Origin of the sequence: Ezakiella peruensis (assembly GCF_900215725.1) — a bacterium.
GTDB classification, from domain to species: Bacteria; Bacillota; Clostridia; order Tissierellales; family Peptoniphilaceae; genus Ezakiella; species Ezakiella peruensis.
Genome location: NZ_LT962469.1, coordinates 771,331 through 798,330 on the forward strand (window position 1 = coordinate 771,331; position 27,000 = coordinate 798,330).

The 27,000-nt window shown below is 32.5% G+C and carries 24 protein-coding genes; all 24 read right to left on the minus strand.

Annotated elements, in window-relative coordinates:
• Nucleotide 1 precedes the first annotated feature (1 nt).
• The 24 genes from pgsA to secF all read right to left on the minus strand — a co-directional run bounded on the left by pgsA (nucleotide 2) and on the right by secF (nucleotide 27,000).
• A complete protein-coding gene (pgsA, locus tag CUU59_RS03775; RefSeq protein ID WP_099950670.1) occupies nucleotides 2-529 on the minus strand; it encodes a CDP-diacylglycerol--glycerol-3-phosphate 3-phosphatidyltransferase in 528 nt (175 codons plus the stop codon).
• Complete coding sequence (gene rimO, locus CUU59_RS03780) at nucleotides 526-1,869, minus strand: 30S ribosomal protein S12 methylthiotransferase RimO (protein ID WP_245870546.1); 1,344 nt, start codon at nucleotides 1,867-1,869, stop codon at nucleotides 526-528. The genes pgsA and rimO overlap by 4 nt, the downstream gene beginning before the upstream one ends.
• Nucleotides 1,841-4,162 carry a DNA translocase FtsK 4TM domain-containing protein gene (locus tag CUU59_RS03785; protein WP_099950671.1) on the minus strand — a complete coding sequence of 774 codons (2,322 nt, stop codon included), beginning with the start codon at nucleotides 4,160-4,162 and terminating at the stop codon, nucleotides 1,841-1,843. The genes rimO and CUU59_RS03785 overlap by 29 nt, the downstream gene beginning before the upstream one ends.
• A 4-nt stretch (nucleotides 4,163-4,166) precedes the next feature.
• A complete protein-coding gene (locus CUU59_RS03790; protein ID WP_099950672.1) occupies nucleotides 4,167-4,985 on the minus strand; it encodes an undecaprenyl-diphosphate phosphatase in 819 nt (272 codons plus the stop codon).
• Nucleotides 4,979-5,416 (minus strand): dUTP diphosphatase, encoded by a 438-nt coding sequence (gene dut, locus CUU59_RS03795; protein WP_099950673.1) that lies wholly within the window; start codon nucleotides 5,414-5,416, stop codon nucleotides 4,979-4,981. Before dut ends, CUU59_RS03790 begins: the two co-directional genes overlap by 7 nt.
• On the minus strand, nucleotides 5,409-7,574 hold the full coding sequence (locus tag CUU59_RS03800) for a polyribonucleotide nucleotidyltransferase (protein WP_099950674.1): 2,166 nt from the start codon (nucleotides 7,572-7,574) through the stop codon (nucleotides 5,409-5,411). The genes dut and CUU59_RS03800 overlap by 8 nt, the downstream gene beginning before the upstream one ends.
• Before the next feature lie 86 nt (nucleotides 7,575-7,660).
• Nucleotides 7,661-8,212: a DUF6648 family protein gene (locus CUU59_RS03805; RefSeq protein WP_075573614.1), complete on the minus strand. Its 552-nt coding sequence runs from the start codon at nucleotides 8,210-8,212 to the stop codon at nucleotides 7,661-7,663.
• Between the two features lie 16 nt (nucleotides 8,213-8,228).
• Entirely contained in the window at nucleotides 8,229-8,648 is a 420-nt protein-coding gene (locus tag CUU59_RS03810) for a hypothetical protein (RefSeq protein WP_099950675.1), read from the minus strand.
• A 46-nt stretch (nucleotides 8,649-8,694) separates the two neighbouring features.
• Nucleotides 8,695-9,009, minus strand: a complete 315-nt coding sequence (locus tag CUU59_RS03815; protein ID WP_099950676.1) for a DUF1292 domain-containing protein — start codon at nucleotides 9,007-9,009, stop codon at nucleotides 8,695-8,697.
• Nucleotides 9,010-9,075: 66 nt separating this feature from the next.
• The gene (locus CUU59_RS03820; RefSeq protein WP_099950677.1) at nucleotides 9,076-10,413 is read right to left on the minus strand and encodes a GTP pyrophosphokinase; all 1,338 of its coding nucleotides are present in this window, start codon (nucleotides 10,411-10,413) and stop codon (nucleotides 9,076-9,078) included.
• Nucleotides 10,413-11,165, minus strand: coding sequence for a peptidylprolyl isomerase (locus CUU59_RS03825; RefSeq protein WP_075573611.1), 753 nt, complete (start codon nucleotides 11,163-11,165; stop codon nucleotides 10,413-10,415). The genes CUU59_RS03820 and CUU59_RS03825 overlap by 1 nt, the downstream gene beginning before the upstream one ends.
• 9 nt (nucleotides 11,166-11,174) lie before the next feature.
• Nucleotides 11,175-14,285 (minus strand): isoleucine--tRNA ligase, encoded by a 3,111-nt coding sequence (gene ileS / locus CUU59_RS03830; RefSeq protein WP_099950678.1) that lies wholly within the window; start codon nucleotides 14,283-14,285, stop codon nucleotides 11,175-11,177.
• A 250-nt stretch (nucleotides 14,286-14,535) separates the two neighbouring features.
• Nucleotides 14,536-15,810, minus strand: coding sequence for an NAD(P)H-dependent oxidoreductase (locus CUU59_RS03835; protein WP_099950679.1), 1,275 nt, complete (start codon nucleotides 15,808-15,810; stop codon nucleotides 14,536-14,538).
• A 2-nt stretch (nucleotides 15,811-15,812) separates the two neighbouring features.
• Nucleotides 15,813-16,970 (minus strand): BaiN/RdsA family NAD(P)/FAD-dependent oxidoreductase, encoded by a 1,158-nt coding sequence (locus CUU59_RS03840; RefSeq protein ID WP_099950680.1) that lies wholly within the window; start codon nucleotides 16,968-16,970, stop codon nucleotides 15,813-15,815.
• Nucleotides 16,970-18,040, minus strand: a complete 1,071-nt coding sequence (gene prfA / locus CUU59_RS03845) for a peptide chain release factor 1 (RefSeq protein ID WP_099950681.1) — start codon at nucleotides 18,038-18,040, stop codon at nucleotides 16,970-16,972. Before prfA ends, CUU59_RS03840 begins: the two co-directional genes overlap by 1 nt.
• Before the next feature lie 3 nt (nucleotides 18,041-18,043).
• Complete coding sequence (gene prmC / locus CUU59_RS03850; RefSeq protein WP_099950682.1) at nucleotides 18,044-18,871, minus strand: peptide chain release factor N(5)-glutamine methyltransferase; 828 nt, start codon at nucleotides 18,869-18,871, stop codon at nucleotides 18,044-18,046.
• Nucleotides 18,872-18,927: 56 nt separating this feature from the next.
• On the minus strand, nucleotides 18,928-19,134 hold the full coding sequence (rpmE, locus tag CUU59_RS03855; protein ID WP_099950683.1) for a 50S ribosomal protein L31: 207 nt from the start codon (nucleotides 19,132-19,134) through the stop codon (nucleotides 18,928-18,930).
• A gap of 83 nt (nucleotides 19,135-19,217) precedes the next feature.
• Entirely contained in the window at nucleotides 19,218-20,186 is a 969-nt protein-coding gene (glpX, locus tag CUU59_RS03860) for a class II fructose-bisphosphatase (RefSeq protein ID WP_099950684.1), read from the minus strand.
• A gap of 11 nt (nucleotides 20,187-20,197) precedes the next feature.
• A complete protein-coding gene (gene fsa, locus CUU59_RS03865) occupies nucleotides 20,198-20,851 on the minus strand; it encodes a fructose-6-phosphate aldolase (protein WP_099950685.1) in 654 nt (217 codons plus the stop codon).
• 8 nt (nucleotides 20,852-20,859) lie between these two features.
• Nucleotides 20,860-21,651 carry a nitroreductase family protein gene (locus CUU59_RS03870; protein WP_169922849.1) on the minus strand — a complete coding sequence of 264 codons (792 nt, stop codon included), beginning with the start codon at nucleotides 21,649-21,651 and terminating at the stop codon, nucleotides 20,860-20,862.
• Nucleotides 21,652-21,696: 45 nt separating this feature from the next.
• Nucleotides 21,697-22,146 carry a D-aminoacyl-tRNA deacylase gene (dtd, locus tag CUU59_RS03875; RefSeq protein WP_099950687.1) on the minus strand — a complete coding sequence of 150 codons (450 nt, stop codon included), beginning with the start codon at nucleotides 22,144-22,146 and terminating at the stop codon, nucleotides 21,697-21,699.
• Nucleotides 22,146-24,290 carry a RelA/SpoT family protein gene (locus tag CUU59_RS03880; RefSeq protein WP_099950688.1) on the minus strand — a complete coding sequence of 715 codons (2,145 nt, stop codon included), beginning with the start codon at nucleotides 24,288-24,290 and terminating at the stop codon, nucleotides 22,146-22,148. The genes dtd and CUU59_RS03880 overlap by 1 nt, the downstream gene beginning before the upstream one ends.
• 4 nt (nucleotides 24,291-24,294) lie before the next feature.
• Entirely contained in the window at nucleotides 24,295-26,040 is a 1,746-nt protein-coding gene (gene recJ / locus CUU59_RS03885) for a single-stranded-DNA-specific exonuclease RecJ (RefSeq protein ID WP_099950689.1), read from the minus strand.
• 99 nt (nucleotides 26,041-26,139) lie between these two features.
• Nucleotides 26,140-27,000, minus strand: a complete 861-nt coding sequence (gene secF / locus CUU59_RS03890) for a protein translocase subunit SecF (protein ID WP_099950690.1) — start codon at nucleotides 26,998-27,000, stop codon at nucleotides 26,140-26,142.

Sequence of the window (27,000 nt, forward strand, 5' to 3'; positions counted from 1 at the left end):
TTTATTTTAACACCTCAATGTTTTCTTTAATATAAATGATAAATGACACCACAGTCATAACAACACTTAGATAAATTGTGATTACACCAATATTTAGAAGTTGATTAAAGTTTCCTCCCATAGAGATTAATATCATAGCAATTCCAATAAACTGTAAAGCTGTTTTTATCTTTCCGGTTTTTCCAGCAGCGATTGTAATTCCTTTATTTGCAGCCACTAATCTAAATCCGCTAACAGCAAATTCCCTATAAATTACGATTATAACTGGTACAGCAGGAAGTATCTTACTTTCTACAAAGAGAATAAGAGCGGTAATTGCTAAAATTTTATCTGCAAGAGGGTCAATAAATTTGCCAAAAGCCGTTATTTGATTGTTTTTACGAGCAAGGTATCCATCAAGCATATCAGTAAGCGATGCAATAATAAAAATTATTGCAGGGGCATAAGTATTAGGATGCAAATAATATAAAGCTATTAATACAGGAACTAAAAACATCCTGGCTATAGTGATCTTATTTGGTAAATTCATTTTTCCAACACCAACTTTCCATATAAATCGTAACTATCGTTACCAGTAATAATTATATCATAAAACTCGCCAATATTCAGAGCTTTATCTTTATTTATATATATTAAGCCATCAATACCAGGTGCATCCATATAAGTTCTGCCTATATAAGCATCATCTGTCTCATCTTCAATCAAGCATTCCATACTTAAACCTACTTTTTTACAAAGTTTTCTTTCAGAAATTTCAGCCTGTAGAAGCATAAGCTCTTTTTGTCTTAATAGCTTCTCATCTTCGCTGACCTGATCCCCATACTTATAAGCCCTCGTTCCCTCTTCTAAGGAATAACAAAATGCACCTATTCTATCAAGTTTATACTCTTCTATAAATTTTTTTAATTCTTCGAAATCTTCCCTGGTTTCATTATAAAAACAAACTATAAATGTAGACCTGATAACAATATTCGGTATCCGCTTTCTTAGCTTTATAATCAAATCACATATGCTTTTCTTATCAGTATGCCGATTCATTGCTTTTAAAACATCGTCAGATATATGCTGTAAAGGCATATCGACATATTTAACGACCTTGGCACATGTAGCTATTGCATCTATTAATTCATCATAAAAACCTTCTGAATACATGTACAATATTCTAATCCAGTGAAGGTCTTCTATTTGATTTAACTCATGTAATAATTCATGAAGCATTGGTTTCCCGTAAATATCTGTTCCATATTCACTAGTATTTTGTGCGATTAAAATAAGTTCTTTTACACCGTTTTGAGCTAAAAATATTGCTTCATTTAAAATGTTTTCTATTGGTCTAGATCTCATTCGACCGCGCAGAGACGGTATAACGCAATAAGCGCAGTGATTGTTACAGCCTTCAGAAATTTTAATGTATTGAGTCACTTTAAAATCATTTCTTGATGCATTTTCGGTGTAAGGAGCATTTATCGACCCTACATAAGCTTTGCGTTCGCCATTAACTGTAGAATCTAAAATTTCATTTATATTAGATATCTGACCAGTTCCAATTATCCCGTCAATTTCTTCCATTTCATCAAGCAATTGTTCTGGATATCTTTGTCCCAAACAGCCAGCAACTAATAAATATTTAAAGGTCTGATTTTTTAATTCTCCAAGCTCAATTATTGAATTAATAGACTGTTCTTTTGCATCTAATATAAAACTGCAAGTATTAATTATAACAATATTAGCTTCATCAAAATTTTCGGTATGCTCGTATTTATTTTTATCCAAAAGAGAAATCATGCATTCTGTATCTATATCGTTTTTAGAGCATCCCAGGGTAAGAAAATAAACTTTATTAATCATCGTTTGCACTTTCCTTTCCATGTAAGACCTCATCGATTTGATCTAGACTAATAAGGACCTTCCTTGGTTTGCTGCCTTCACTAGGACCAACTATGCCCAACTCTTCCATTCTATCAATAATTCTGGCCGCTCTAGAATACCCTATTCTTAATTTCCTTTGTAGATAGGAAATGGATCCCTGATTATCTTTTACGACTAAAATTACAGCATCTTCAAATAATTCGTCAAAGAAATCTGATTCACTTGGATCAGGTGCATTGTGAACCTCATCCACAACATCCTTATCATATTTTTGACTGTCATTATTAACTTTAATAAAATCGATGATATTTTCGATTTCTTTATCCGATACAAATGTGCCTTGGATTCTCATTGGACTTGATGCAGAACCAGGTAAGAAAAGCATATCTCCCCTACCCAAAAGCTTTTCAGCTCCTGCCATATCTAAAATAGTTCTTGAGTCAATTTGAGATGATACTGCAAAGGAAATTCTTGATGGAATATTCGCTTTAATCGTACCAGTGATAACATCAACAGAGGGTCTTTGGGTAGCAACAATTAAGTGCATGCCTGCAGCTCTGGCCATTTGTGCAAGTCTAGCTATAGATTCTTCTACTTCCTTACCACTAACCATCATTAAATCTGCTAATTCGTCTATAATTATAACAATTTTTTTAAGGATCTCTGCATCTTCGCTTTCCTTAGCCTTGGCATTATAACCCTTGAAATCTCTGGCGCCCATTTTTGCAAAGAGTCCATATCTTCTTTCCATTTCTGTTACTGCCCAATCCAAAGCAACACTTGCCTTTCTTGAGTCGGTAACAACCGGAATTAATAGATGAGGAATGTTATTATAAACACTTAATTCAACAACTTTTGGGTCAATTAAAATAAATTTCACTTTTTCAGGAGTAGAGTGATAAATTATACTTAAAATTATTGAATTTATGCAAACTGATTTACCAGATCCAGTAGCACCTGCAATTAACAAGTGTGGCATATCTGAAATGGATGAAATAATAGTTTTACCTGTGATATCCTTCCCTAAAACTAGAGGAAGTTCGTCTTTAGAATTTATAAATTCATCAGTTTCTAGTATTTCTCGTAAGAAAAGTGTTTCTTTAACATCATTTGGAGTTTCTATTCCAACCCTGTTCTTACCTGGAATTGGAGCAACTATTCTGATATCTTTACTTTCCAAGGCCATAGCAAGGTCATCTTGAAGATTTACAATCCTGCTTATTTTTACACCTGTTGCAGGCTTTAATTCATAGCAAGTTATAGTTGGACCTCTATTAATGCTCTCCACACTGACTTCAATTCCAAAACTAGCTAAAGTATCCTCTATAATTTTAGATTTTCTAGCAATTATATCTTTATTTATAGCTGCTTTACCTTGTGGCAAAGATAATAGCTCCAGCGGAGGAAATACATAAGCATTTTCTTCTTGGATATCATCTTCAGGCAAGACAGAAAACTGGTCAATTGGATCTTGACCTTTTGTTTTAATAGTCTTAGTGTACATTGGAATCTTCTTTTCTTCTGATTCCTCGTTTGCTCCTTTATCAGCATCTTTGACTATGGTACTTTCCCCATCAATATTTAATATTCTATCAATATTTTTAGAAACGCTTGTCTCTTCTTCGTTAAAAACAATATCTTGATTTAAGCTATCATCTAATTCTAAAGCCTTGCCTGGATCTTTTACAATCCTAGATCTGTCTTTAACATTATTAACTGATTTCTTAATCCTGTTTTCAATTTTCTCTGCTATAACATCTGTGCCATCTATAACATCTTTCTTCTGCACAGAGAACGATAAAAATATTGCAACAAAAACAAGTATTGTTGATAGTAAGTAGGCTCCAAAATCTCCTGCGATTTGTCTTACTGGGTGAGAAAGTATAACACCAATCCAGCCTCCTCCTTTAAAATCATTTGAAAGTTTTAAGGCTTGTTTAAAGTGATCGCTAAGATCAGTATATTTAATTTGAATAACATCAAAAATAATTATAAGAGCAAAAAATATAAACAAAGTTGGTACTATATACTTTCTTCTATTTTTTCTCATACTAGGAAACAAAAAACAAAAAGAAAAATATAATAGCATAAAAGGAAGTACCCTGCCCATAAAGCCAAATACTCCTTTTAAAAAATTGTTTACATACCTACCAATAATACCTGTTTTTGGTATTAGCATGAATAATATTAAAAATAAACTAAGTAAAAAAATAGATATCCCTAAATAAATAATTTTTTGTTGATTATTTAATTTTTTGGATCTTGATCTTGTGTTTTTACTTCTTGTTGCCATTAAATCACCCTATTGTATACGTAATTATTGAAATAAATAATAAATAAATTGAAAAATAAGACATTTTGTTTTTGTCTAATAAACTTAGTAAAAATTTAATTGCTATAACGCCAACAACCATTGATGTTAGCATTCCAACAATAATATTAAAACTAAAACTAACTTCAGCACCTGACTTTGCAATATCTTTAAGGCCAAATAAAAATGCACCAAAGGTAGCTGGTAGACTAATCAGAAATGAAAATTTTGCAGCTTCATTTTTATCTAAGTCTAAGATGGTCCCAGCAAAAATTGTTGAACCACTTCTACTTATTCCAGGCATAATTGCAAGGCCTTGTACCATACCAATACCAATAGCAGATAAGTAATTTAAGCTATGTGCTGATTTACCTTTGCCTTGATACCTGTCGGTTACAAATAACAAGATAGCTGTTATTAAGAACATAAGGGAAATTGATTTTAAATTCGTATAGTAGACCTTAAAAATATCCTCAAAGCATAGTGCAATTATAGCAGTTGGTACAGATGCTACAAGTATTAACAAAGCTAATTTTTGATAAGAGTTTATTTTGAACTTTTCCCTTTTTATCAGCATATAAATCATTTTAAAAAATTCAATTATTATATTTTTTATATCATTGAAAAAAACAATGAATACGGAAATAAAAGTTCCAAAGTGAAGCATTTGTGCAACAAATAAACCTGGTTCTTGTATATTTAAAAGCTTTTCAAATACAACTAAGTGACCAGAGCTTGAAATTGGCAAAAATTCTGCCACACCTTGGACTATTCCCATTAATATCATCTTTAGAAATTCTAACATATTCCTGTTGAACCAAATCCTCCATCACCACGTTCTGTCTTGGATAAATCATCAACCAATTCAAAATCAATGGTTTTATATTTGTTTAGGACCATCTGTGCTATTCTATCACCATTGTTGACGACAAAATCTTCTTTGGATAGATTAACCAAACCTACACCGATTTCCCCTCTGTAATCAGCGTCGATAGTTCCTATACCATTTATAAGGCAAATGCCAGACTTGATTGCAAGCCCGGACCTCGCCCTTATTTGTAGCTCATAGCCTACAGGTATTTCAACATAAATACCTGTAGGTATAAGCTTAAATTCACCAGCTTTTATAACGACAGTCTCGTCTAAAAAAGCTCTTATATCCATACCAGCTGAACCGCTTGTAGCATACTGAGGAATATTATTATTACTCTTGTTGACTATTTTAACCTTAGTCATTTTTACTCCTGTCTCTGGTATATCTTTGTCTTCTGTGTTGTTGGCCTTCAGGTTTATCTTGACTTTCGTCACTATCTGAATCCTTTAATAAAACCTTCCTCGAAAGATCAATTTTACCATCATTATCAATGCCTATTACCTTAACTGTAACTTTATCACCAGTCTTAAGGACATCCTCAACTTCATTAATTCTCTTGTTATCAATTTGCGAAATGTGTAGTAGGCCTTCCTTGCCATTTAAGACATCAACAAATGCGCCAAACTTCATAATTTTGGTTACTGTGCCTTCGTAAACTTCACCAACTTCTACATCTTTAATTATGTTTTCAATAATGGATTTTGCTTTTTCTCCCATTTCGGAATCAACACTAGCAATTATTACTGATCCATCATCTTCAATATCAATCTTTACACCAGTTTCGGCGATAATTTGATTGATAACTTTTCCACCAGGCCCAATAACTTCTCTAATCTTGTCAGGATGAATTGACATTTGAATAAGCCTTGGAGCGTATTTTGAAATTTCCTTACGAGGTTCTGCAATTGCTCCATGAATTACATCAAGAATTTGCATTCTTGCAACTTTAGCTTGTGCAAGAGCCTTTTCTAATACAGATCTATCTATACCTGATATTTTAATATCCATTTGAAGAGCGGTAATACCATCACGAGTTCCTGCAACTTTGAAGTCCATATCTCCTAAGTGGTCTTCTAATCCTTGGATATCAGTTAAAATAACTTTTTTACCGTCATCTCCTGAAATAAGTCCCATAGCAATACCAGCAACAGGTTTTTTAATTGGAACACCTGCATCCATAAGAGCAAGTGTTGAACCGCAAATACTAGCTTGTGAGCTCGATCCATTTGAACTCAATACTTCAGATACAACTCTAATTGTGTATGGGAATTCTTCTTCTGAAGGAAGCACAGGGATTAAAGCCCTTTCTGCTAATGCACCATGGCCAATTTCCCTTCTGCCAGGAGATCTTAATGGTCTGGTATCCCCAACGCTATATGGTGGGAAGTTATAGTGGTGAATATACTTTTTCTCATATTCATCAAGCATTCCATCAATTACTTGAGCATCATCACTTACACCAAGTGTTGCTACACTTAGTACCTGTGTTTGTCCACGCTTAAATAAGCCTGAACCGTGTGTTCTAGGAAGGATTCCTACTTCAGCACTCAGCGGTCTAATTTCATCAAATGCTCTTAAATCAGGGCGTATTCCATCTACTAAAATTTGACGACGTACTTCATTGTATTGTAATTGATCAATTGCAGCGCTTATGCTAGCCCTATCATCTGGAAATTCTTCAGACATTTCATCTTTAATTTTATCGATTAATTCTGATGATTGTTTGAGTCTTTCCATTTTGTCTGGATAATTCATAGCTTTAATCATAGCTTCTCTATAATTTGAATTTATTTTTTCTTCTACTTCTTTTTTAACTTCGAATACAGTATATTCTTGTTTTTCCTTGCCAACTTCTTTAGCAATCTCTGAAATAAATTCAGTAATTTTTTTGATCTCGTCATGAGCTTTTAAAATTGCTTCAAGCACTACATCTTCACTAAGCTCATTAGAACCAGATTCAACCATCATAATAGCTTCATGAGTTCCTGCAACAGTTAAATTTAAATCAGACTTTTCCAATTCATCAGCTGATGGATTTACAACATATTCATTATTGATGTATCCCATTTGAACTGCAGCAATAGGTCCATTAAAAGGTATGTCAGATATGCTAAGTGCAATGCTAGATCCTATCATAGCAGCAACTTGGCTTGAACATGTTGGATCATTTGATAAAAGGCTTGCAATGATTTGAACATCATTTCTATATCCCTCTGGGAAAAGTGGTCTCAAAGGCCTATCAATTAATCTTGCAGTCAAAATAGCATGTTCACTAGGTCTACCTTCACGCTTAATAAATCCTCCAGGGATTTTACCTGCAGCATAATATTTTTCTTCATAATCTACGCTTAGAGGGAAAAAGTCTATGCCCTCTCTTGGTGTTTTTGAGCTTGTAGCAGTTACAAGCAATACTGTATCTCCATATCTTACAAAACATGCACCATTTGCCTGCTCTGCATACTTTCCAATCGATACAGATAATTCTCGACCCGCTAGGTCGGTTTTAAAAATTCTTTCCATCTTTCCTCCTATTTCTCTCATAATATTATAACATAAAGACGTATAAATTGCTAGATTTATAAATAAAAAACGCCATATAAATGGCGTTAATATCTTGTGTTAATATAATCGTCAATAAGCGATTTATATTTACCCTCTATAAAGCAATCATTCTCTTTTAAAATTGTTAAAAGCCAATCGGCCGTTGAATGAAAAATTGCTTCTTTATAATCATAAAAAACTATTTCGTATAGGACATTATTAAGTTTCTTGCTTTTGGATTTTACATAGTATGAATCCACATTTTCATAATTAACAAGCTTTAACATCTTAGAAATAGTAATATTCTTTTTATGATATTGATCATTAGCTTTATTTCTAAAACTCATCGCAAGCTTTTGGTGCTTACCTCTTAACTCTATCTCGTAAGCATTTGCTGTATAATATTTGGCCATTATATTATAGTACTGATAATTAAATATGCCCTTCTCCATCGAATCTAATTTTACAAAGGGTTTGGCTCCAATTCTATTTAAGTACTCTAAATTTGCATCCAAAAATTGAGATTTAGTTAAGTCGCCGCTTTCTAATTGTGCAATCAAAAAGGATCTGTTTTCAAAAAAACTTTCAAATAGACCCTTTTTATTTCTATATAGCAATTGTGTTCCTTTCTAATTACTTAACCTCTTCTGAATTATCTTTTAATTCTTCTGGAATTTCGTTTAATTCAAAACCAAGGTTTAGATAGATCTTGCATTCAGATTTTTCAGCAATTCTATTTAATTCGTTGTAAAAATCTACAAGTTCTTCAGATTTTAAAGGAATTAATTTATATATACTATCTACATAAATTTTTTCCAAATCATAGTCCATTGCAAGCATTCCGCTCAAGAATCCATAGAATCCTGCCAAATCTTTTACACCATAATCTCCTGCATTGATCAGTCTTACATTGTAATCGAGACTAAAGATGTGCTCATCATCCACATCAATAAATGCAATATTTCCGTTACCTGACTTGTTGTCTTCATTTGCATTATCAATCAGCCATTTTGTTTTGCCTGATCCTTTTGCTCCTAAAATAAACTTTACCATACTAACCTCCTGTTCTTATTAAATAGCTACCCAAATATATCTTATATTAATCAGTTAAAGATTCAAAGTAGTCGCAAGCCTTTTCAAATTCATCATCATCTTCAATAATTTCTAAGGTAAAGTTGTTGTCTTCACCTTCGATATATTTAAAAATAACAATATCTTCTCCAAGAGGACTATCTTCTTCTACTGCCAATAATGCGACATATTCATTGCCATCAATCTCAAATTGATCTATAACAGCAAAGTCTTCACTATCACCATTATCATAAGTTAGAGTAACTGTTTCATATTCTTGCATCTCTTCTTCGCAGCAGCAACCACCTTCACAGCCACATTCATGTTCATGTTTTTTATCCATAGTCTCCTCCTATTTGTAATATTATTTTTATTATAACAGTAAAGTCTATAAAAATCTACTCTACTTTTATAAATTATCAAATTTTTGTTTGATTAAAGATTTTATCTCATCAACATCCCATATATCAACAGCTTCAATAATTGAATTTTTAACTATATTATGAGTTTGTGCCAGAGATTTATCTGATATTAGCTTAATTGAGCTTGTAGCATTAAACCTATCAGCAATTAAACCCATAGTATATTTATTTATTTCAAATTTGTTTTTATCTGTAAGTTCAAAATTTGAGAACGCAATATTTATAACTTCACTGTACCTGTTTTTTAAGAAAACTAATAAGTTCGTTATAATTTGTTCAGAGCTACCCTCTTCAAGGTCAAAGAGTATTCTAAAAAATAAATTCCATGAAAAATCTATGTTAATTATTTCAGAAAGTTTATTACCTATAGAACTGATAAAAGGATCTTGAAATTTTAAATCTACCGGAAATTCAATTTGTTTTTTTAGGTCAATATATTTTGAATCTAAAAACTTTAAACGATTTAGTATTCTTATAAACTCATTTATATATGCCTCATCCTTTTCAGGAATCTTCATAAATAGATAGTTAATAATGGTGTTGCTTGTTAGTTTAAAATCAACAGGAAAACCAAATTCATTTCTAACTTTTTGGTAGTATATATCATTTAAACCTTTAGATAGACTTGTTCTTATCTCCTTCATTACATTTTCAGAAACATTGTTTGTAGGTTCATTTAAATGATTATAAAGCATCATAAGCTCTCTATCAATCATCTCTAAGTTTTCTTTGATTGAGCTCATGATCTCTGATAAGAACATTTCTGTTCCTGAGTAATTGAAATTTTTATACAAAATCTTATGATCTATTTCACCCCAGAATAAGTTGACCAAACTTTTTATCTGTAGTTCAAAATTATATGATTTTCCTTCATACAAATACTTACCATCTATTTTATAAATTTGAAAGCCATTCTTTTGAAGTGCTGGCTGCTCTTCATCTAGATTTAAGAAAATATTTTCATTTAGGTATGAAGAATAGAGTCCATTATCATTTTTAATTCTAAAAAGATTGGTGATCTCCCTGTATATTCTTTTTTCATCTCCAATGAACCTGCACTCAATTCTCACACCAATTAAATCCGATAGATTGTTCAAAAGATCCTCTGGGGAATTATACTGCATAAAGAGATTATTCCTTATTATTTTTTCCTTTAGGCTCGACTCCTCTTTAACCCTAGATTTAACATCCATAAAATGATCCTTTGTAGAGAAAGTATTTGTGAAAAATTCATCTATAAGTTTTTCCACAGATAGCAATTCATCAATATTTGAGTTTAATAAATCAATAGATTCATCAATAAATCTAAATAATTCTAGTTGCATTATAATAAAATCTCTACTGGATACTCCTCTTTTAATTCTTCAACCTTAGTTTGATAAGCATTTAATTGCTTTACGCGTTTTAATTCAACAATTATATTTTCTCTTGCTGTATCAAGGTCAGGTTTTTGAGTTGCATTAATCTTATTTAATTTGATTACATGAAAACCAAATTGAGTTTGAACAGGGCCTGCAACTTCGCCTTCTTTCATTTTAAATACTACTTCATCAAACTCTGGAACCATTTGACCTTGGCAAAAATCTCCTAGATTGCCTCCCTTGTCTTTTGACGGACAAGTTGAATATTCCTTAGCTAATTCTTCAAAATTTTCACCTTTATCAATCTTTGCTTTGATATCTTTGGCTAGCTCTTCATCTTCAACCAAGATATGGCTAGCGTTTACAAAAGTCTTTTCCAGATCTTTTTTATGGGCTTCAAAATATTCTTTTATTTCTTCTTCCGTTGGCTCTGGAGCGCTAGTAATTATTTTTTGATAGGCATAGTTCTTTAGAAGATTTTCCTTTGTAGTTTTAAAAACTCTTTGGAATTCTTCATCATCTTCTAGATTTTCATCTTCAGCATAATGGAGCATCAATTCTTGATTAAGCATCTCTTTAAGAATTGTCTCAAAGCCATTTTCTTCATTCATAAAATGCCTTACAATATTAGGATCTAGGCTTGAAAGAAACCTTTGAAAGTCCTCATTAGTAAATTCCTTATTTCCTACCTTAGCTATCACTTTAATATCTGTCATTATTTCCTCCTATTTACTTACTTCAATTTTGAATTTAACCATGTTATCGTTCATATCAACAGCTTTTACATCAAGTGACTCCCTATTTAACTCTACAGCAAGAGTTTCAGACATAATCTCTTCTGTATACTTGTCTAGAGCATTTGAGAAGTCGTCGTTTGCTTCGTATTTGATTTCAATTCTATCACTTATATTTAAATCCAAGCGTTTTCTTTCTTGTTGGATTTTTGATATAAACTCTCTGGCATAGCCTTCGTCTATTAGATCATCAGTTAAAACTGTATCCAAGAGTACATATACACCATTTTCAACTTGAACATCATAGCCTTCTCTTGCACTTACGCGAACATCAAGATAATCTTTGTTTATAGTATAAGTTTGGCCATCTAAATCAATATCTAAATCCTTGTTTTCGATTTCTTCAATTAATTTAGCTTTATCAGATTTTTGCAAGTATTGTGCAAATTTACCTACTGATTTTCCAAATATAGGTCCAGCGAGTTTAAAGTTAGGCTTAACCTCATAATTCATATAATCAGATACATTTGAAGAATAAATTATTTCTTTAATATTTAATTCTTCTTTAATCAATGATTCGAGGTCGAAAACCTTATCCTTATATTTATTATCAACAATCATTGATGCTATTGGCTGTCTAACTTTGATGTTCTCTTTTTCACGACCAGCCCTTCCAAGGGAAACAATTGTTCTAACTAAATCGATTTTTGTTTCTAGTACTGTGTCGATTAGGTCTTTGTTAACTATTGGATAATCTTCTAAGTGAACAGATTTACCATCAGTTAAATGTTGATAAAGTTCTTCAGCTATAAATGGGGTAAATGGTGCAATTAACTTAGAGATTGTTAAGAGAACTTCATATGTTGTTAAGAATGCTGAATCTTTGCTCTTTGAATCTTCTCCCCAGAAGCGTCTTCTAGATCTTCTGATGTACCAGTTAGATAAGTCTTCAACTACAAAATCAACTAGTGCCTTAGAAACTTTTGTAAGTTCAAAAATATCGATGTTTTCTTCAACCAAATCAATTAGAGAATTTAATCTAGAAATTATCCATTTATCCAACTCATCTCTTTCACTTATTGGAATGTTTAATTCATCTGGTTTAACATTTTCACTGTTTACATACAATGAGAAGAATGTATAAACGTTTCTTAAGCTCCTAATAAATTTAGATTCAACTTCTTTTAGGCCATCCTCATCATATTTTGTTGGCAGCCAAGGAACTGAAACATAAACGGCGTAGAATCTGGCAACGTCAGCTCCATATCTATCAAATATATCGAACGGATCAAGTGTGTTTCCCCTAGACTTACTCATTTTTTTGCCGTACTTATCGAGTACCAGATCATTTACTAAAACAGATTTATATGGTGACTTTCCAGTCATATACGTCCCTATTGCGAGCAAGGAGTAAAACCATCCTCTAGTTTGGTCAATACCTTCACAAATAAAATCAGCTGGATAATGCTTAAAAAAGTCATCATCTTTATTAAAAGGATAATGTCTTTGGGCAAAAGGCATACTTCCACTATCAAACCAAACGTCAATAACATCTTTATATCTGGTCATCTTGCCGCCGCACTTACTGCACTTAATATGGCAATCGTCAACATAAGGTCTATGCAGGTCAATTGTCTCATCAATATTCTCTATTGATTTTTCTACTAATTCTTTTCTGTTGCCAATACTGATAGTCTCACCGCAGTCTTCACATTTCCAAATTGGAAGTGGAGTACCCCAGTATCTGTTTCTAGATAAGGCCCAGTCATTTAGATTTTCTAGCCAGTTGCCGAATCTCTTCTCGCCAACAAATTCAGGATACCATTTAACATCGTTATTAGCTTCAATTAGCTTATCTTTAAACTTTGTAACCTCAATATACCAAGATGGCTTTGCATAGTAAATTAAAGGTGTATGACACCTCCAGCAGTGTGGATAATTGTGATCAACCTTTTGTTTTCTTAAGAGTCTACCCTCTTCTTTTAAATAATTTAATATTTCTGGATCGGCATCAAACACATTCATACCTCCCCATTTACCGACATTAAATTTACCCTCTTCATTTACAGGGTTGAAAACTGGCAAATTATATCTTCTACCTGTATTATAGTCATCTTCACCAAAAGCAGGCGCTGTATGAACTATACCAGTACCGTCTGTTATTGTAACGTAATCAGCAAGAGTAATGTAAAAAGCCTTTTTATCAGCTTCAAGCATCGGAATTAACTGTTCATATTCAAGGCCTTCAAGCTCTGTGCCTTTTACAGTTTTAATTATTTCATAATCTTCTGTTATACCTTTAAGTACATCTGCAACTAAATCTTTGGCCATCCAATATAATTCATTGTTGTCATTATTTTTAAGAAGTACATAATCAACATCTGCATTAACGGTCAAGCTAACGTTTGAAGGTAATGTCCATGGTGTGGTAGTCCATGCTATAAAATACTCATCTTTGTCTTTTCTCTTAAATTTCACATATGCAGTTGTTGTAGTAATATTTTCATAACCTTGAGCAACTTCGTGTGAAGCTAAACCAGTTCCGCACCTTGGGCAGTATGGTAAAATCTTATGTCCTTCGTATAAAAGTCCATCTTGAAACATTTTGTCAATGATATGCCAAACCGATTCAATATAATCGTTATGGAAAGTGACATAAGGATTGTCTAAGTCGATTTCATAACCCATTCTCTCGGTCATTTGTCTCCATAGAGATTCATATTGGAAAACAGAATCTTTACATTGTTCATTAAAGGCTTTGATTCCATAAGCTTCAATGTCTTTTTTATTGTGTAAGTCTAATTTCTTTTCAACTTCAATTTCTACAGGAAGACCGTGTGTGTCCCATCCAGCTTTTCTCTCAACGTAATAACCTTTCATAACCTTGTGTCTACAAGTCATATCCTTTAGTGTTCTAGAAACTACGTGATGAATACCTGGTTTACCATTGGCTGTTGGTGGTCCTTCATAAAAAATATATTTAGGACCGTCTTCTCTTGTTTTTAAACTCTCGTGAAGTAAATCGATTTCCTTCCAATATTTAGAAATCTTTTCTTCTCTTTCTTTTACCGGTATATTTTCTAACGGTGTAAATTTTTTCATATAACCTCCTAATAAAAAAGCCCCTCGAATAATCGAGGGACGAAATTTCCGCGGTACCACCTTCGTTTGCAAATGCACACTTAAATGTAATTAACGCTTAACTCACGCCCGAAGGTAAACAGAAGCTGATCTCATAATGATGAGTTTACGAATTTCCACCTATAATCGCTCTCTATAAAACTCCATTCACTATGCGGTCTTCTTGTATATATTACATCATATATATCAATTTTTGTCAAGCGTTTTATGCTTATTTTTTATCCATTTCTCTTCTCAAATCATAAAGCCTAGACTTTGGTATTATAACATCTTCATAAGTTATAAAGTCTCCTTTTTTTATATCATTGACAAGAATTGTATCGGGCGAAATAAAGCCATATGGTAAAAGATTTCTCTTAATTGAATCCTCATAAGTAGTAATCGTACCATAAGCTGCCTTGCCGCCAGGCCTGCCAAGATTATCACCAGCCTTTAAATCAACTTTAGCAACAGCTACTGTATCTGCAAAAGGCTTATCACTTCGTGGACTTATTGTAGGCGTATTATAAAAGAACGCCTGTGCAATAGTTATAGGAACTTCAATACTGGTTAAATGAAATGGTCTGTATAAAATATAATATGGGCCTTGGCCAATCTTTAAAAATCTCATCTCATAATCAAGTAAATCATGATTAGCTTTAACCATAATAAAGACGCCTGGAGCAATGCCGAATACAAAATCAGCAACCTTATAGTTGTTTAATAAGCCTCCTTCTGATTTTATTCGAAGTTTATGGTCTAAGTCTTTTAGGTCTGATTTTATACCGTGAGCCCCAATTGTATCTGGTTTAAATCCAGTTGCATTACACATCATGGTTAACTCTTCCATGGTTTTAGATCCATCAACAAAAGTAGCTAGCATATAAGGAGAAAGTCCTTTAGCTTTAGCCTCTTCATATACACTTTCATTATTAGCCGATAAATCCAGTGGATTATTTTTTCCCTTGCCAATAGTCATTACTTCAAAACCCAAAAATTCAGCAAAGTCAAAGAGCTCTTTCACACTGCCCGGCTCATCTCCAGCAATGCCAGTATAGCAAACGCCTGCTGCTTTTGCCATCTTATATAAAATTGGTCCAACTACAACATCGCATTCTACATTGAGGCTAACCAAATGTTTTTTAGCTTTTATTGCAGAATAAGCAATCTTTGCTCCTTCATAAGTCGATCCAGTTGCATCTACAATTACATCAATTAGATCTAGATCTATAAACTCGTAGGGATCATTCGGAATAAAAAACCCTTGTGAATTGTATTCTTCTTTTTTATTAATAGTATAAATAGATTCTTTTTTTACTCCACAAGACAAAAATGTTTCCACAGCCTTGGAATTTGTTCTATTATATATAATATTGCACTTAAAACCATCAATAAGATTTAATTGAGCCACTAAGGATGACCCCATGAATCCAGTTCCAATTACAAAAACATTTATTTCCTTGCCATCCTTATAATATTCATTTAATCTTTTAAGTAATACTTGCATAATTACCTCAACATATTAGCAACTAGTAAAGCAGAATATATAGCCCAAGTCAAGTTATATCCACCACAATCCCCATCGACATCCAATACTTCACCTGTAAAATAAAGTCCTTTATGGATTTTGGATTCAAGGTTCGTGTCAATTTCATCTGTATTAATTCCACCAACAGTTATTTGACTAAGGGCCCAAGAACCTGCTCTAATATTACTAACTTCATAGTTTTTAATAAGATTACATAACTTATCAATATCTATATCCTTAGTAGTATTTACATTAAGCATTTTAAAGAAAACTTTATAAAGTCTCTTGTGAATAATACCATTTAAAAGCCACTTTGAGTCAGCATCATTTAACTTTTTCTGTCTAAGTTTTAGAATAATTTTTAAATCTTCTATATCAACTAGAGGTAAAAAATCTATAAATATCTTATCAATTTTCTCCCTTAAGATATAAGATGATAATTCAAAAATACTATTGCCACTTATTCCATTTTCAGTAAATAAGAGGTCTCCATTACAAGATCTATCACCTGCATAAACTGTCGCATTTAATCTCAAACCTTTTAATTCTTTAGAAAAAGGAATATCAGCAATTAAGGGCCCTATACCAGGGTATAATTTTGTCTTGGTATGTCCCAAATCTTCGACCAGCCTATATTGACTACCATCAGTACCAGTGCTTGGATAACTCATTGATCCAGCAGAAAAAATAATTCTATCATAATCCTTGCTAGTATCTTTTGTCTTTATGGTGAAATTTTTATTCTTATTTATAGAAATAACTTCTGATTTAAAATAACAAGATATATTTCTGACTTCTACTTCTTTTAGTAAGGCTTCGACTACTGATTGAGCTTGAAGGCTCATGGGATAGAACCTATTTCTCTCATCCAAATAAGGTATTATCCCAAGATTTATTATATAATCTCTGGCATCAATAAATTCATCAGTATAAACTTTATCTAAAAAACTTTTATTGCCATGAAAATTTTCTCTAGAAACATCCTTGTTGGAAAAATTACATCGACCATTTCCTGTAATTAAAAGTTTTTTTAACAGACGATCTGTCTTTTCATATATACTTACTTTATGTCCAAGCTTAGAGAGCTCAATAGCGCTTACAACACCTGAAACTCCACCACCTACAACAGCTATGTCCATTATTTTTCCATGGCTTGTAAGGCTTCGGCTTGATAATAAGTTATGATGGATTCAATCATATCATCAAGATCACCGTCTAGGAAGTCTTGCAATTGATAAATCGTTTTGTTAATTCTGTGGTCTGTAATTCTTCCTTGTGGGAAATTATAAGTCCTGATTCTTTCAGATCTATCACCAGATCCCACTTGATTTCTCTTCATATCAGCCATCTTCTTTTCTTCTTCTTGTAGCTTTAAATCGTAGAGTCTGGATTTCAAAATTTTCATAGCTTTTTCTTTGTTCTTAAGCTGACTTCTTTCATCCTGACAAGCAACAACAAGATTTTCAGGCAGATATGTGATTCTAACAGCAGAGTCTGTAGTATTAACTGATTGTCCGCCGTGTCCACCTGATCTATAGACATCAATCTTTAAATCTTTTTCATCAATTTCAATTTCAACATCTCTGGCTTCAGGTAAAACTGCAACAGTTGCAGCAGAAGTATGAACTCTTCCGCCACTTTCCGTCTCTGGGACTCTTTGAACCCTATGAACACCTGATTCATGTTTTAATTTTGAGTAAGCACCCTTACCGTTGATCATAAAAATGGCTTCTTTGTATCCACCAATACCAATTTCGTTAATGCTCATTACATCAACAGTCCATCTGTGTCTCTCAGCGTACCTACTATACATTCTAAATAAATCGCCAGCAAATAAAGCAGCTTCATCTCCACCTGTACCTGCACGAATTTCAACTATAACGTTTCTATCATCGTTAGGATCTTTAGGAATTAAGAGAGTTTTTACTTGAGTTTCTAATGTCTCTTCTTTTTCTTCAAGCTCCTTAAGCTCTTCTTTGGCCATTTCCTTTAAATCATCATCTAAACTTTCACCCAGAAGCTCCTTAGTGTTTTCTAAGTCTTCTAGGCATTTTTTATATTCTTTGATTACTTCAACAATTTCAGTTAGATTGGAATGTTCAATCATAACCTCCTGATACTTTTCAAGATCATTGACAAGGTCAGGATCCATAATCATTTTATTAAGTTCTTCATACCTATCTTCAATACCTTTTAATTTTTCTAACAAGTCCTATCTCCCTCCCATGACAACAAATCTATCCATATTAGAATAATCTTTATAAATTTTAAAATTTACTTTCTTTTCTTCTAACAATTTCGAAATTGCATCTCCTTGACTCTCGTCAAATTCCATAAGAACTAAACCATCATCTGTCAAATACTTATCATATTCTTGGATGAATTTCTTTATAATCGATAAACCATCACTGTCTGCAAATAAAGCTAAATTCGGTTCATAATCGATAACAGTTTTATCTAGAATTCTCTTTCTATTAAGCGGAACATAAGGTGGATTAATAGTAATTAAATCAAATTCACCAACTATGTTCGAAAATAAGTCAGATTCAATAAAGTCTGCATCTATATTATATATATCCGCATTCTTTTTTGCAACTTCTAACGAATCTTTAGAGATATCAGCAAGAGTAACACTTTTTATATACAGCTCACTAGCTAAACTTATTCCTATGCAGCCACTGCCTGTACATAAGTCCAAATACCTATCAATAGTTTTGCCTTTATAATAATTTATACATTCTTCAACTAATAATTCAGTCTCTGGCCTTGGTATCAAAACTCTCTCGTCTACATAAAATCTCCTATTATAAAATTCTTTATATTTAAAGATGTAATTATAAGGGCATCCGCTAGCTCTTATATCTAACAATCCAATAAACTTATCAATTTCTTCTTGGGAACATTCTATGTCTTTATTAAAATGAATATCAGTTAGTGAAAGTCCAAAAAAATCTCTGATAAACAAATTGGCTTCAAATTCATAATTATTTATATTTTCAAGATATTTTAAAGCAATTTCTTTGACTTCATTTACTTTCATAGTCACCTCAAAAAAGAATCCTATAAAATAAAAGAGCTGCTATAAACGCAGCTAATTTATTTTCCTGATTGTTCGTATCTCTTCTTAAATTTCTCAACTCTACCACCACGTTCGGAGAACTTTTGTTTTCCTGTAAAGAATGGATGGCATTCTGAGCAAACATCTACTTTTAATTCATCTCTGGTTGAACCAGTTGTGAAAGTATTTCCGCAAGCACATGTTACTGTAACTTCTTTAAATTCTGGATGTATACCTTGTTTCATTATATTCACCTCTTTCCAATCAATCTATTTAGAACAAATTTTGACCATATTATTATATCTCTTTTTCGAGAAAATTGCAAGTTTTATTTAGCATATTCAGGTTTCTTATCTAAATAATGTCTAGCTTGTATAAAACGCACTGTTCCTGTTTCAGCTCTTAAGACAAGTGTTTCAGTTGTAGCAACATTCTTTTCGATATAATTAACACCATCAAGTAGTTCACCATGACTTACACCTGTTGCAGCAAATGCAGCATCATCGCCCTTAACTAGGTCATCAATCTTGTAAATCTTGTCGCATTCTACGCCCATCTTATGGCATCTATCAATTTCTTCTTGGTTTCTAGCGGTTAAATATCCTTCAAAATATCCACCTAGACATTTTAGAGCAACTGCTGCTAAAACACCTTCTGGTGCCCCGCCTCTACCTACTAGCAAATCACCACTTACATTGTCAAAGCAAGTTGATATTGCACCTAAGACATCACCATCTTGAATAAATCTAATTCTAGCACCAGCTTTTCTAATGCGATTTGCAATTTCTATATGTCTTTCTCTGTCGAGCATAACAACTGTAACATCGGAAATGTCTTTATTTAAAACTTCAGCTAAAATTTCAAGATTTTTTTCTATAGGGTATTCAATAGAAATTTTTCCCTTGGCTTTTGGGCCGCAGGCAATTTTTTCCATGTACATGTCTGGAGCGTGAAGGAGATGTCCTTCTGGAGCAACAGCCACTACAGAAATAGCATCACTCATACCTTTTGCAATAGCAGTTGTACCATCAAGAGGGTCTACAGCTATATCTACATGCAGAGAATTATCGTGCCTTTGACCAATCTTTTCTCCAATATAGAGCATAGGGGCTTCATCAATTTCGCCCTCACCAATTACGACTGTACCGTTGATGTCAACGGTATCAAACATCTTTCTCATAGCATCTACAGCAGCTTGGTCAGCTGCATTTTTGTCACCTTTACCTAAATACTTGGCAGAACGTAAAGCAGCAGCTTCAGTTACTCTTGCTAAGTTCATAACTAAATTTCTATCCATATATTATCCCCTTACTTAACCTCGTTTTGAAACTTTTCCCAATCTTTTTTAAAACTATCTATACCCTTGTCTGTTAGTGGATGATTAATCATTTGATTAAAAATCTTATAAGGAATAGTAGCAATATCTGATCCAGCTTTAGCGGCATCGTTAACATGATTTACTGTTCTAATAGATGCGGCTATTACTTCTGTTTCAATTCCATATTCTTCAAATACATGCATTATATCTTCGATAAGTTGCATTCCGTTATAACCTATGTCATCAATTCTACCAATAAAAGGACTTACATAGGTCGCACCTGCATTAGCAGCCATAAGAGCTTGATTTAGAGAAAAAATCAAGGTGCAATTTGTTTTAATGCCTTCTTTTGAAAGAATTTTAATAGCCGCTAGGGCCTCCTTGGTCATAGGAACTTTTACAACAATATTATCATGTATCTTGGCAAGTTCTCTAGCCTCTTTGACCATACCATCAGTATCATAGGAATTTACTTCAGCGCTAATAGGACCATCAACAATGTCAGATATTTCTTTAACCACAGATTTAAAGTCTTTGCCCTCTTTAGCTATTAAGCTTGGATTTGTAGTAACTCCACAAATAACGCCTAAATTTGCAATTTCTTTAATCTCTTCAATATTAGCTGTATCGATAAAAAAACGCATTTTAAATCCTATAAATTAATAGTGGCGATCTTAATCATGCCATTTTCTTCTTTAAATTCTTTTTCAACTTCAAATTTTCTATCGAAGCCCGTCATGTTGTATAATCTTTCAAAATAATACATTATGATTCCAGCATCTTCAAAGAAATAATTGCCATCAAACTCTTTTAAATAAAGTTCAACGGAATTGTTTTTCATTAGGAATCTCCATGTTTGTGAATTTAAAGTATTAGGAGCAAATCTTACATAATAAAATAAGTCATCCAAACCTCTTTGTTCTAGCATATTGATATCTACGGGATTATCAAAGCTACCATCGAACACAATTTCATCAACAGGTTTTCTTTCGCTAGCTTCTTCTACTACAAAAGGATTTCTTGCCTTTGGATATCCAATAGCTAACAATAAATTAGCCTTGTGTTCATTGCCAAAAACTTTTGTCTTAATGTCATCAGCAGTGTCAAACAAACCAATCCAGCAGGATCCTAAACCTTCTGATTCCAAGAAAGTTATGATATCTTCAGCATTATACATGCCGATAACCTTTTCCCTATCTGAGGATGCACCAAAATCAACTGAGATATAGCTAGGTGCACTTATCATTACACCGTTATATCCAGCATGACCATTTAGCCCATCATAAATAGCCTTGCCATTTTCGTGAAAAGCAAAACTATTGCCTTTATCAGAATTAAATACTCTGATTAAGTTATTAATTTTTTCAACTGTGCCCTTTGAAATTGATTTTGATTTGAAGTGTCTTACGCTCTTTCTTGAGCCCAAAAAATTGTTCATTAACATAATAAATTCCTCCCACATAATTATAACAAATTTTTATTAAAATTGCTAATCTTCTCTTGAATCTAAGATAATTGTAACTGGACCATTGTTATTAAAAAATAAGTTCATATCTGCTCCAAATTCCCCAGTTAGAATTTCTAAACCGCTAGAACCTAAGCCCTGAATTACTTTATTATAAAGTTCTTCTCCAAGCTCTGCACCAGCAGCGTCCATAAAATTAGGCCGCCTCCCTTTTCTGCATCTTGCATATAAGGTAAACTGACTTACTACAAATAAACTTGCAGCTACATCTTTAGCGCTTAAATTTATTTTACCATGTTCATCTGAAAACAATCTTAATTCAGGTATCTTTCTAACAATATAATCAACATCTTCTTGACTATCATCATTTTTTACTCCCAACAGCACAAGCAAAGTTTTATTGTTAGTTTCACTTTTAATCTCATCATCTATAAGGCACTTTACACCATCACACCTTTGTAAAACTGCTATCATTAGTTTATCTTCCTATATGCATCTAAGACTGAAGGGATTTGTTTTAAATCTCTTAATAAATCGTTCAACTCACCTTTATTGTCTACTTTAATAGTCATAGAAATCGTAGCTGCACCATTATCTTCAACTTTTGCATTTAATCCTTTAAGCTGAGCATTCTGTTCCCTCATAAATCCAGCAACTTCGCTTAATAGGCCAACCCTATCAGTAGCTCTTACTTCAATATTACTAATAAAAGCTCCATCAATTTCGGTGCTCCATCTAACAGAAATTTCTGATAAGCGGTTTTTGAGCTCATTAGCATTTGGACAGTCAGACCTATGGACACTAACCCCGTGACCTTTAGTTACAAAGCCAATAATACTATCACCTGGAAGAGGATTGCAGCATTTTGAGATTCTTACTTTTAGACCAGGAATATCATCTACTATAATTGAACTTTGAGATTTAGAAAAATGTTCTTTGGTTGGGTTAAATTCCTTAGGTATATTGTGTTTAGGAAGTACATCCTGAACTTGCAATCTAATTTTATTAACAACATTTGCTAGCTTTAAGTTTCCATAACCAATTGAATGATATAAATCATCAATTTCATTTGTAGAAAAATAATCTAGAACATCTGTAATGTTTTCTTTGCTGAGAGCTTCATGAACGTCAATATTTAAATTCTTTAATTCATTCCATAGCATTTCTTTGCCTAGAGCTGTATTTTCTTCCTTATCAATAGATCTAAACCAGGATTTAATTTTTCCCCTAGCCCTATTGCTTTTTACAAATTTAAGCCAATCTCTACTTGGACCAACCAAATTTTTTGAAGTTATTATCTCGACTATATTCCCATTTTCCAATTTATAATTTAATGGAACAATTTTCCCATCAACCTTAGCGCCAATACATTTATTACCAACATCAGTATGAACTCTATATGCAAAGTCAACAGGTGTAGCACCTTGAGGTAAATCTACGACATCTCCGTTTGGTGTAAAAGCAAAAACTTCATCGTTAAAAAAGTCCACTTTTAACGTTTCTATAAAATCCTTCGGATCAGTTAAGTCTGATTGCCATTCCATTAATTGCTTTAACCATTTTAGATTAGAGTCAAAATTTACATTTTTTAGTTTTTCTTTATACATCCAGTGGGCAGCAATACCGTACTCAGCAGTTTTATGCATATCCCAGGTCCTAATTTGAACTTCAAATACATCTCCCTCATCACTCATAACAGTAGTGTGGAGTGACTGATACATATTTGGCTTAGGCATAGCAATATAATCCTTAAATCTGCCTGGGATTGGTTTCCAGTTAGCATGGACAACTCCAAGAGCTGTATAGCACTCGTTAACTGTATCAACGATAATTCTAACAGCCGTAAGGTCATATATAGATTCAAAGGACTTGTTTTGATCTTTCATTTTTTTATAAATGGAATAAAAGCTCTTTGGTCTGCCCTCTATATAATATTTAAGGTTTTGCTCATCAAGCTTTTCTTTAAGCTGATCAATAATATTCTCAATTTGATATTCTCTTTCAGCTCTTTTTTTATTTACCTTATCAACTAAATCATAATAAGTATCTGGGTCTATATGTCTAAGACAAAGATCTTCAAGTTCCCACTTAATTCTAGATATCCCTAGCCTATGAGCTAAAGGAGCATAGATATCTAAGGTCTCCCTGGCAATTCTTTGCCTCTTTTCATCAGTCATATATTCTAGAGTTCTTAAGTTATGAAGTCTGTCGGCTAATTTTACAATAACTACCCTTATATCTTTACTCATTGCTAAGACAAGTTTTCTAATATTTTCAGCTTGTGATTCTTCACCAGATTGATAATTGATAGATTTAATTTTTGTTACGCCTTCAACCAAATTTGCAATATCAGTACCAAATTTCTCCTCAATATCTTCATAAGTAGCAGATGTATCTTCAATTGTATCGTGAAGGAGACCAGCGCAAATAGTCGCAGTATCCATATTAAGACTTGATAAAATCTCTGCAACTGCAACTGGATGAATTATATATGGTTCACCACTCTTCCTCTTTTGTCCTTCGTGATGGCTATTAGCATACTCAAAAGCTTTTATAACTAAATCCCTATCAAAATCTGGATTATAGCTTTCTATAGATTTTAATAAATTATCAATCATATTATCAACTCGCAATTCTATAATTTGTTATGACAACATCGACATTTTTAATACCCCTAAACTCGTTGAGTTTTGGATAGTAAACAATGTCCATGTTAATTTTCCCATTGTTCAATAAATAAGCAATATCATCATTATAATTATCTTTTATAAACTGTAAAAATATATCTTCTTCTTGAAATAACATAGCTTCTCTTGTAGTGTTAACATTCGTAACAAACTCTAATTTAATAACATTTTTATTCTTTCCAAAAACCCTGAAGTTTTTTAAAGTTAAATTTCTATCTGCAAATAAAGGCTCTGGATTACCCTTACCAAATGGCCTAAATGAATTAATCATATCCAATAATCTTAGGTCAACCAAGGCTATAGGAAACAAAGCATCCACAGAAATCTCACGGCTCAAGTCAATCTCATTATCCTTAGCATATTGGTTAAGAGCTAATTTAAATTCTTCCAAGTTAGGTTCTTGCATTGAAATACCTGCTGCCATCTCATGGCCACCGAACTTATCCAAATATGAGCTACAAGCAGAAATAGCTTTAAACATATTAAAATTATCAATAGATCTGCCAGACCCTTTTAAACCATTTTTTGCATCTGTTAAAACTATAGTAGGCCTATGAAACCTTTCTTTAATCCGACCTGCAACAATACCAGCAACAGATTCATGAGTCCCTTTTACATATTCAACAATAAATTCATCAAGATGCTCTGGATTAATTTTCGAAAGAACTTTCTTTAAAGCATTTTCAGTCATAGACTTTCGCTCTTCATTCAAGTCGTTAAGTTCCATAGCTATTGAATCCGCTTTAATGGCATCATCTGTAATTAATAAATCTATACCCAAACTTGCAGTATCTAACCTCCCACTTGCATTAAATCTGGGGCCTAAAATAAAACCTAAATGGTAAGTGTCAATTTGATTTTTATTTATATTTGATACTTCTATTAAAGAATTCAGTCCAATATTTTCGCTTCTTCTTAAGGCGAGAATTCCCTTCGTTGCAATATATCTGTTTTCACCGATTAAATTAACCACATCACAAATTGTAGCAAAGGCAGCAAGTGAGATTAGTTCATCATATAAATCCACTGATAACTTGTTGTATTTTTTTAAAATATCTACACATATTTTAAATACAATGCCTGCTCCACATAAATCTTTGAAAGGATACTTACAGTCCTTTCTTAAGGGATCAATTACAGCTAGCGCATCAGGCAAGATATCATTACTATCTTCATTTTTAATTTGATGGTGATCTGTGATTATTAAATCTATACCTAACTCTTTAGCTCTATTTGCAGCATCAAAGGCTTGAACACCATTATCACATGTTATTATTAAATCTCCACCCTCACTCACAATATCTTCAACCATACTAGTATTTATTCCATAGCCATCTTCAACCCTGTGAGGAATTTTATAAGAAACATTTATACCTAACTCAGTAAAAGTTTTTATGAATATTGAAGTGCTCATAATCCCGTCAACATCGTAGTCGCCAACAATATATACTTTTAAATTTTCTTCTATAACTTTGTCGATATATTTTTTTAGAACAGAATAATCTTTCATGGTATTTATATCATTTAATAGTGTGTCTGGTACAGTAATATAATCTTCAATATCTTTCATATCAACAATATCACGGTTATATAAAATTTGTAATTTAGTTTTTGTAAATAAGTCTAAAGAAGTTTTCGGAAATTTTTCTCTATGCTTTTGTTTTATAAACCATTTTTCCATATTATCTCCTCTTAAATAAAAAGTAATAAATTTTAAAAAATAAAAAAATAAGGATGAGCACAGGCTCACCCTTATTGTAACACTTTTTTAATTTTTAGTCTACTTTTTAAAGCTTTTCTTGCTAAAGTCGTACCAGAAACTAGATGCTAAGAACAATGATGAATAAGAACCAGCAAGTAAACCAATCAATAATGGTAATGCTAAGATCTTAACAGCTTCAACGCCTACATAGTACAAGGTAACTACAGCTAGAACTGTCGTAACTGTTGTAATAATAGTACGTCTTATAGTTTTATTAATAGATTCATTGATAACTTGTTCAATTGTACGGCCATTCATAAACTTCTTTTCTTCTCTAATTCTATCAAATATGATAATTGTAGCATTGATAGAATAACCAACTATAGTTAAAATAGCAGCGATTAAGCTTGAGTTAAATGGTAGTTGGAAAATTGAATAGCAAGCAAGAGTTATCAAAACGTCGTGCAACAAAGCACATACTGAAGCAAGTCCAAATTTAAATTCAAATCTAATTGTGATATAAACTAGCATCAAAGCACCAGCAATTAAAATTGATGTTAGTGCTTTTTGTCTGGTTTCACGTCCCATAGTTGCGCCTGTAGTATCGTTAGAAATTTTTTCTTTTTCAATACCAAACTTTTCTTTAAGTTGATTTTTTATATCTGCAACTTCTTTTGAATTAAAGTCTTTTGTACTCTTTACAATTGCAGTTTGCTTCTGTTCACCTGAATATACAACTGAAGAGGTATTGTCAAGTGGTTTGAAAATTGACATCAGCTCATCTGAATCCAATTGACTGTCAGCGTGTATTTCAAATACAGTACCACCTGTAAAGTCAATACCATAGTTAAATCCATTTATAAAATAGAAGACGATTCCTGTTAATATAAATAGAGCTGAGATAACATAAAATATTTTTCTGTTTTTAATAAAATCCAT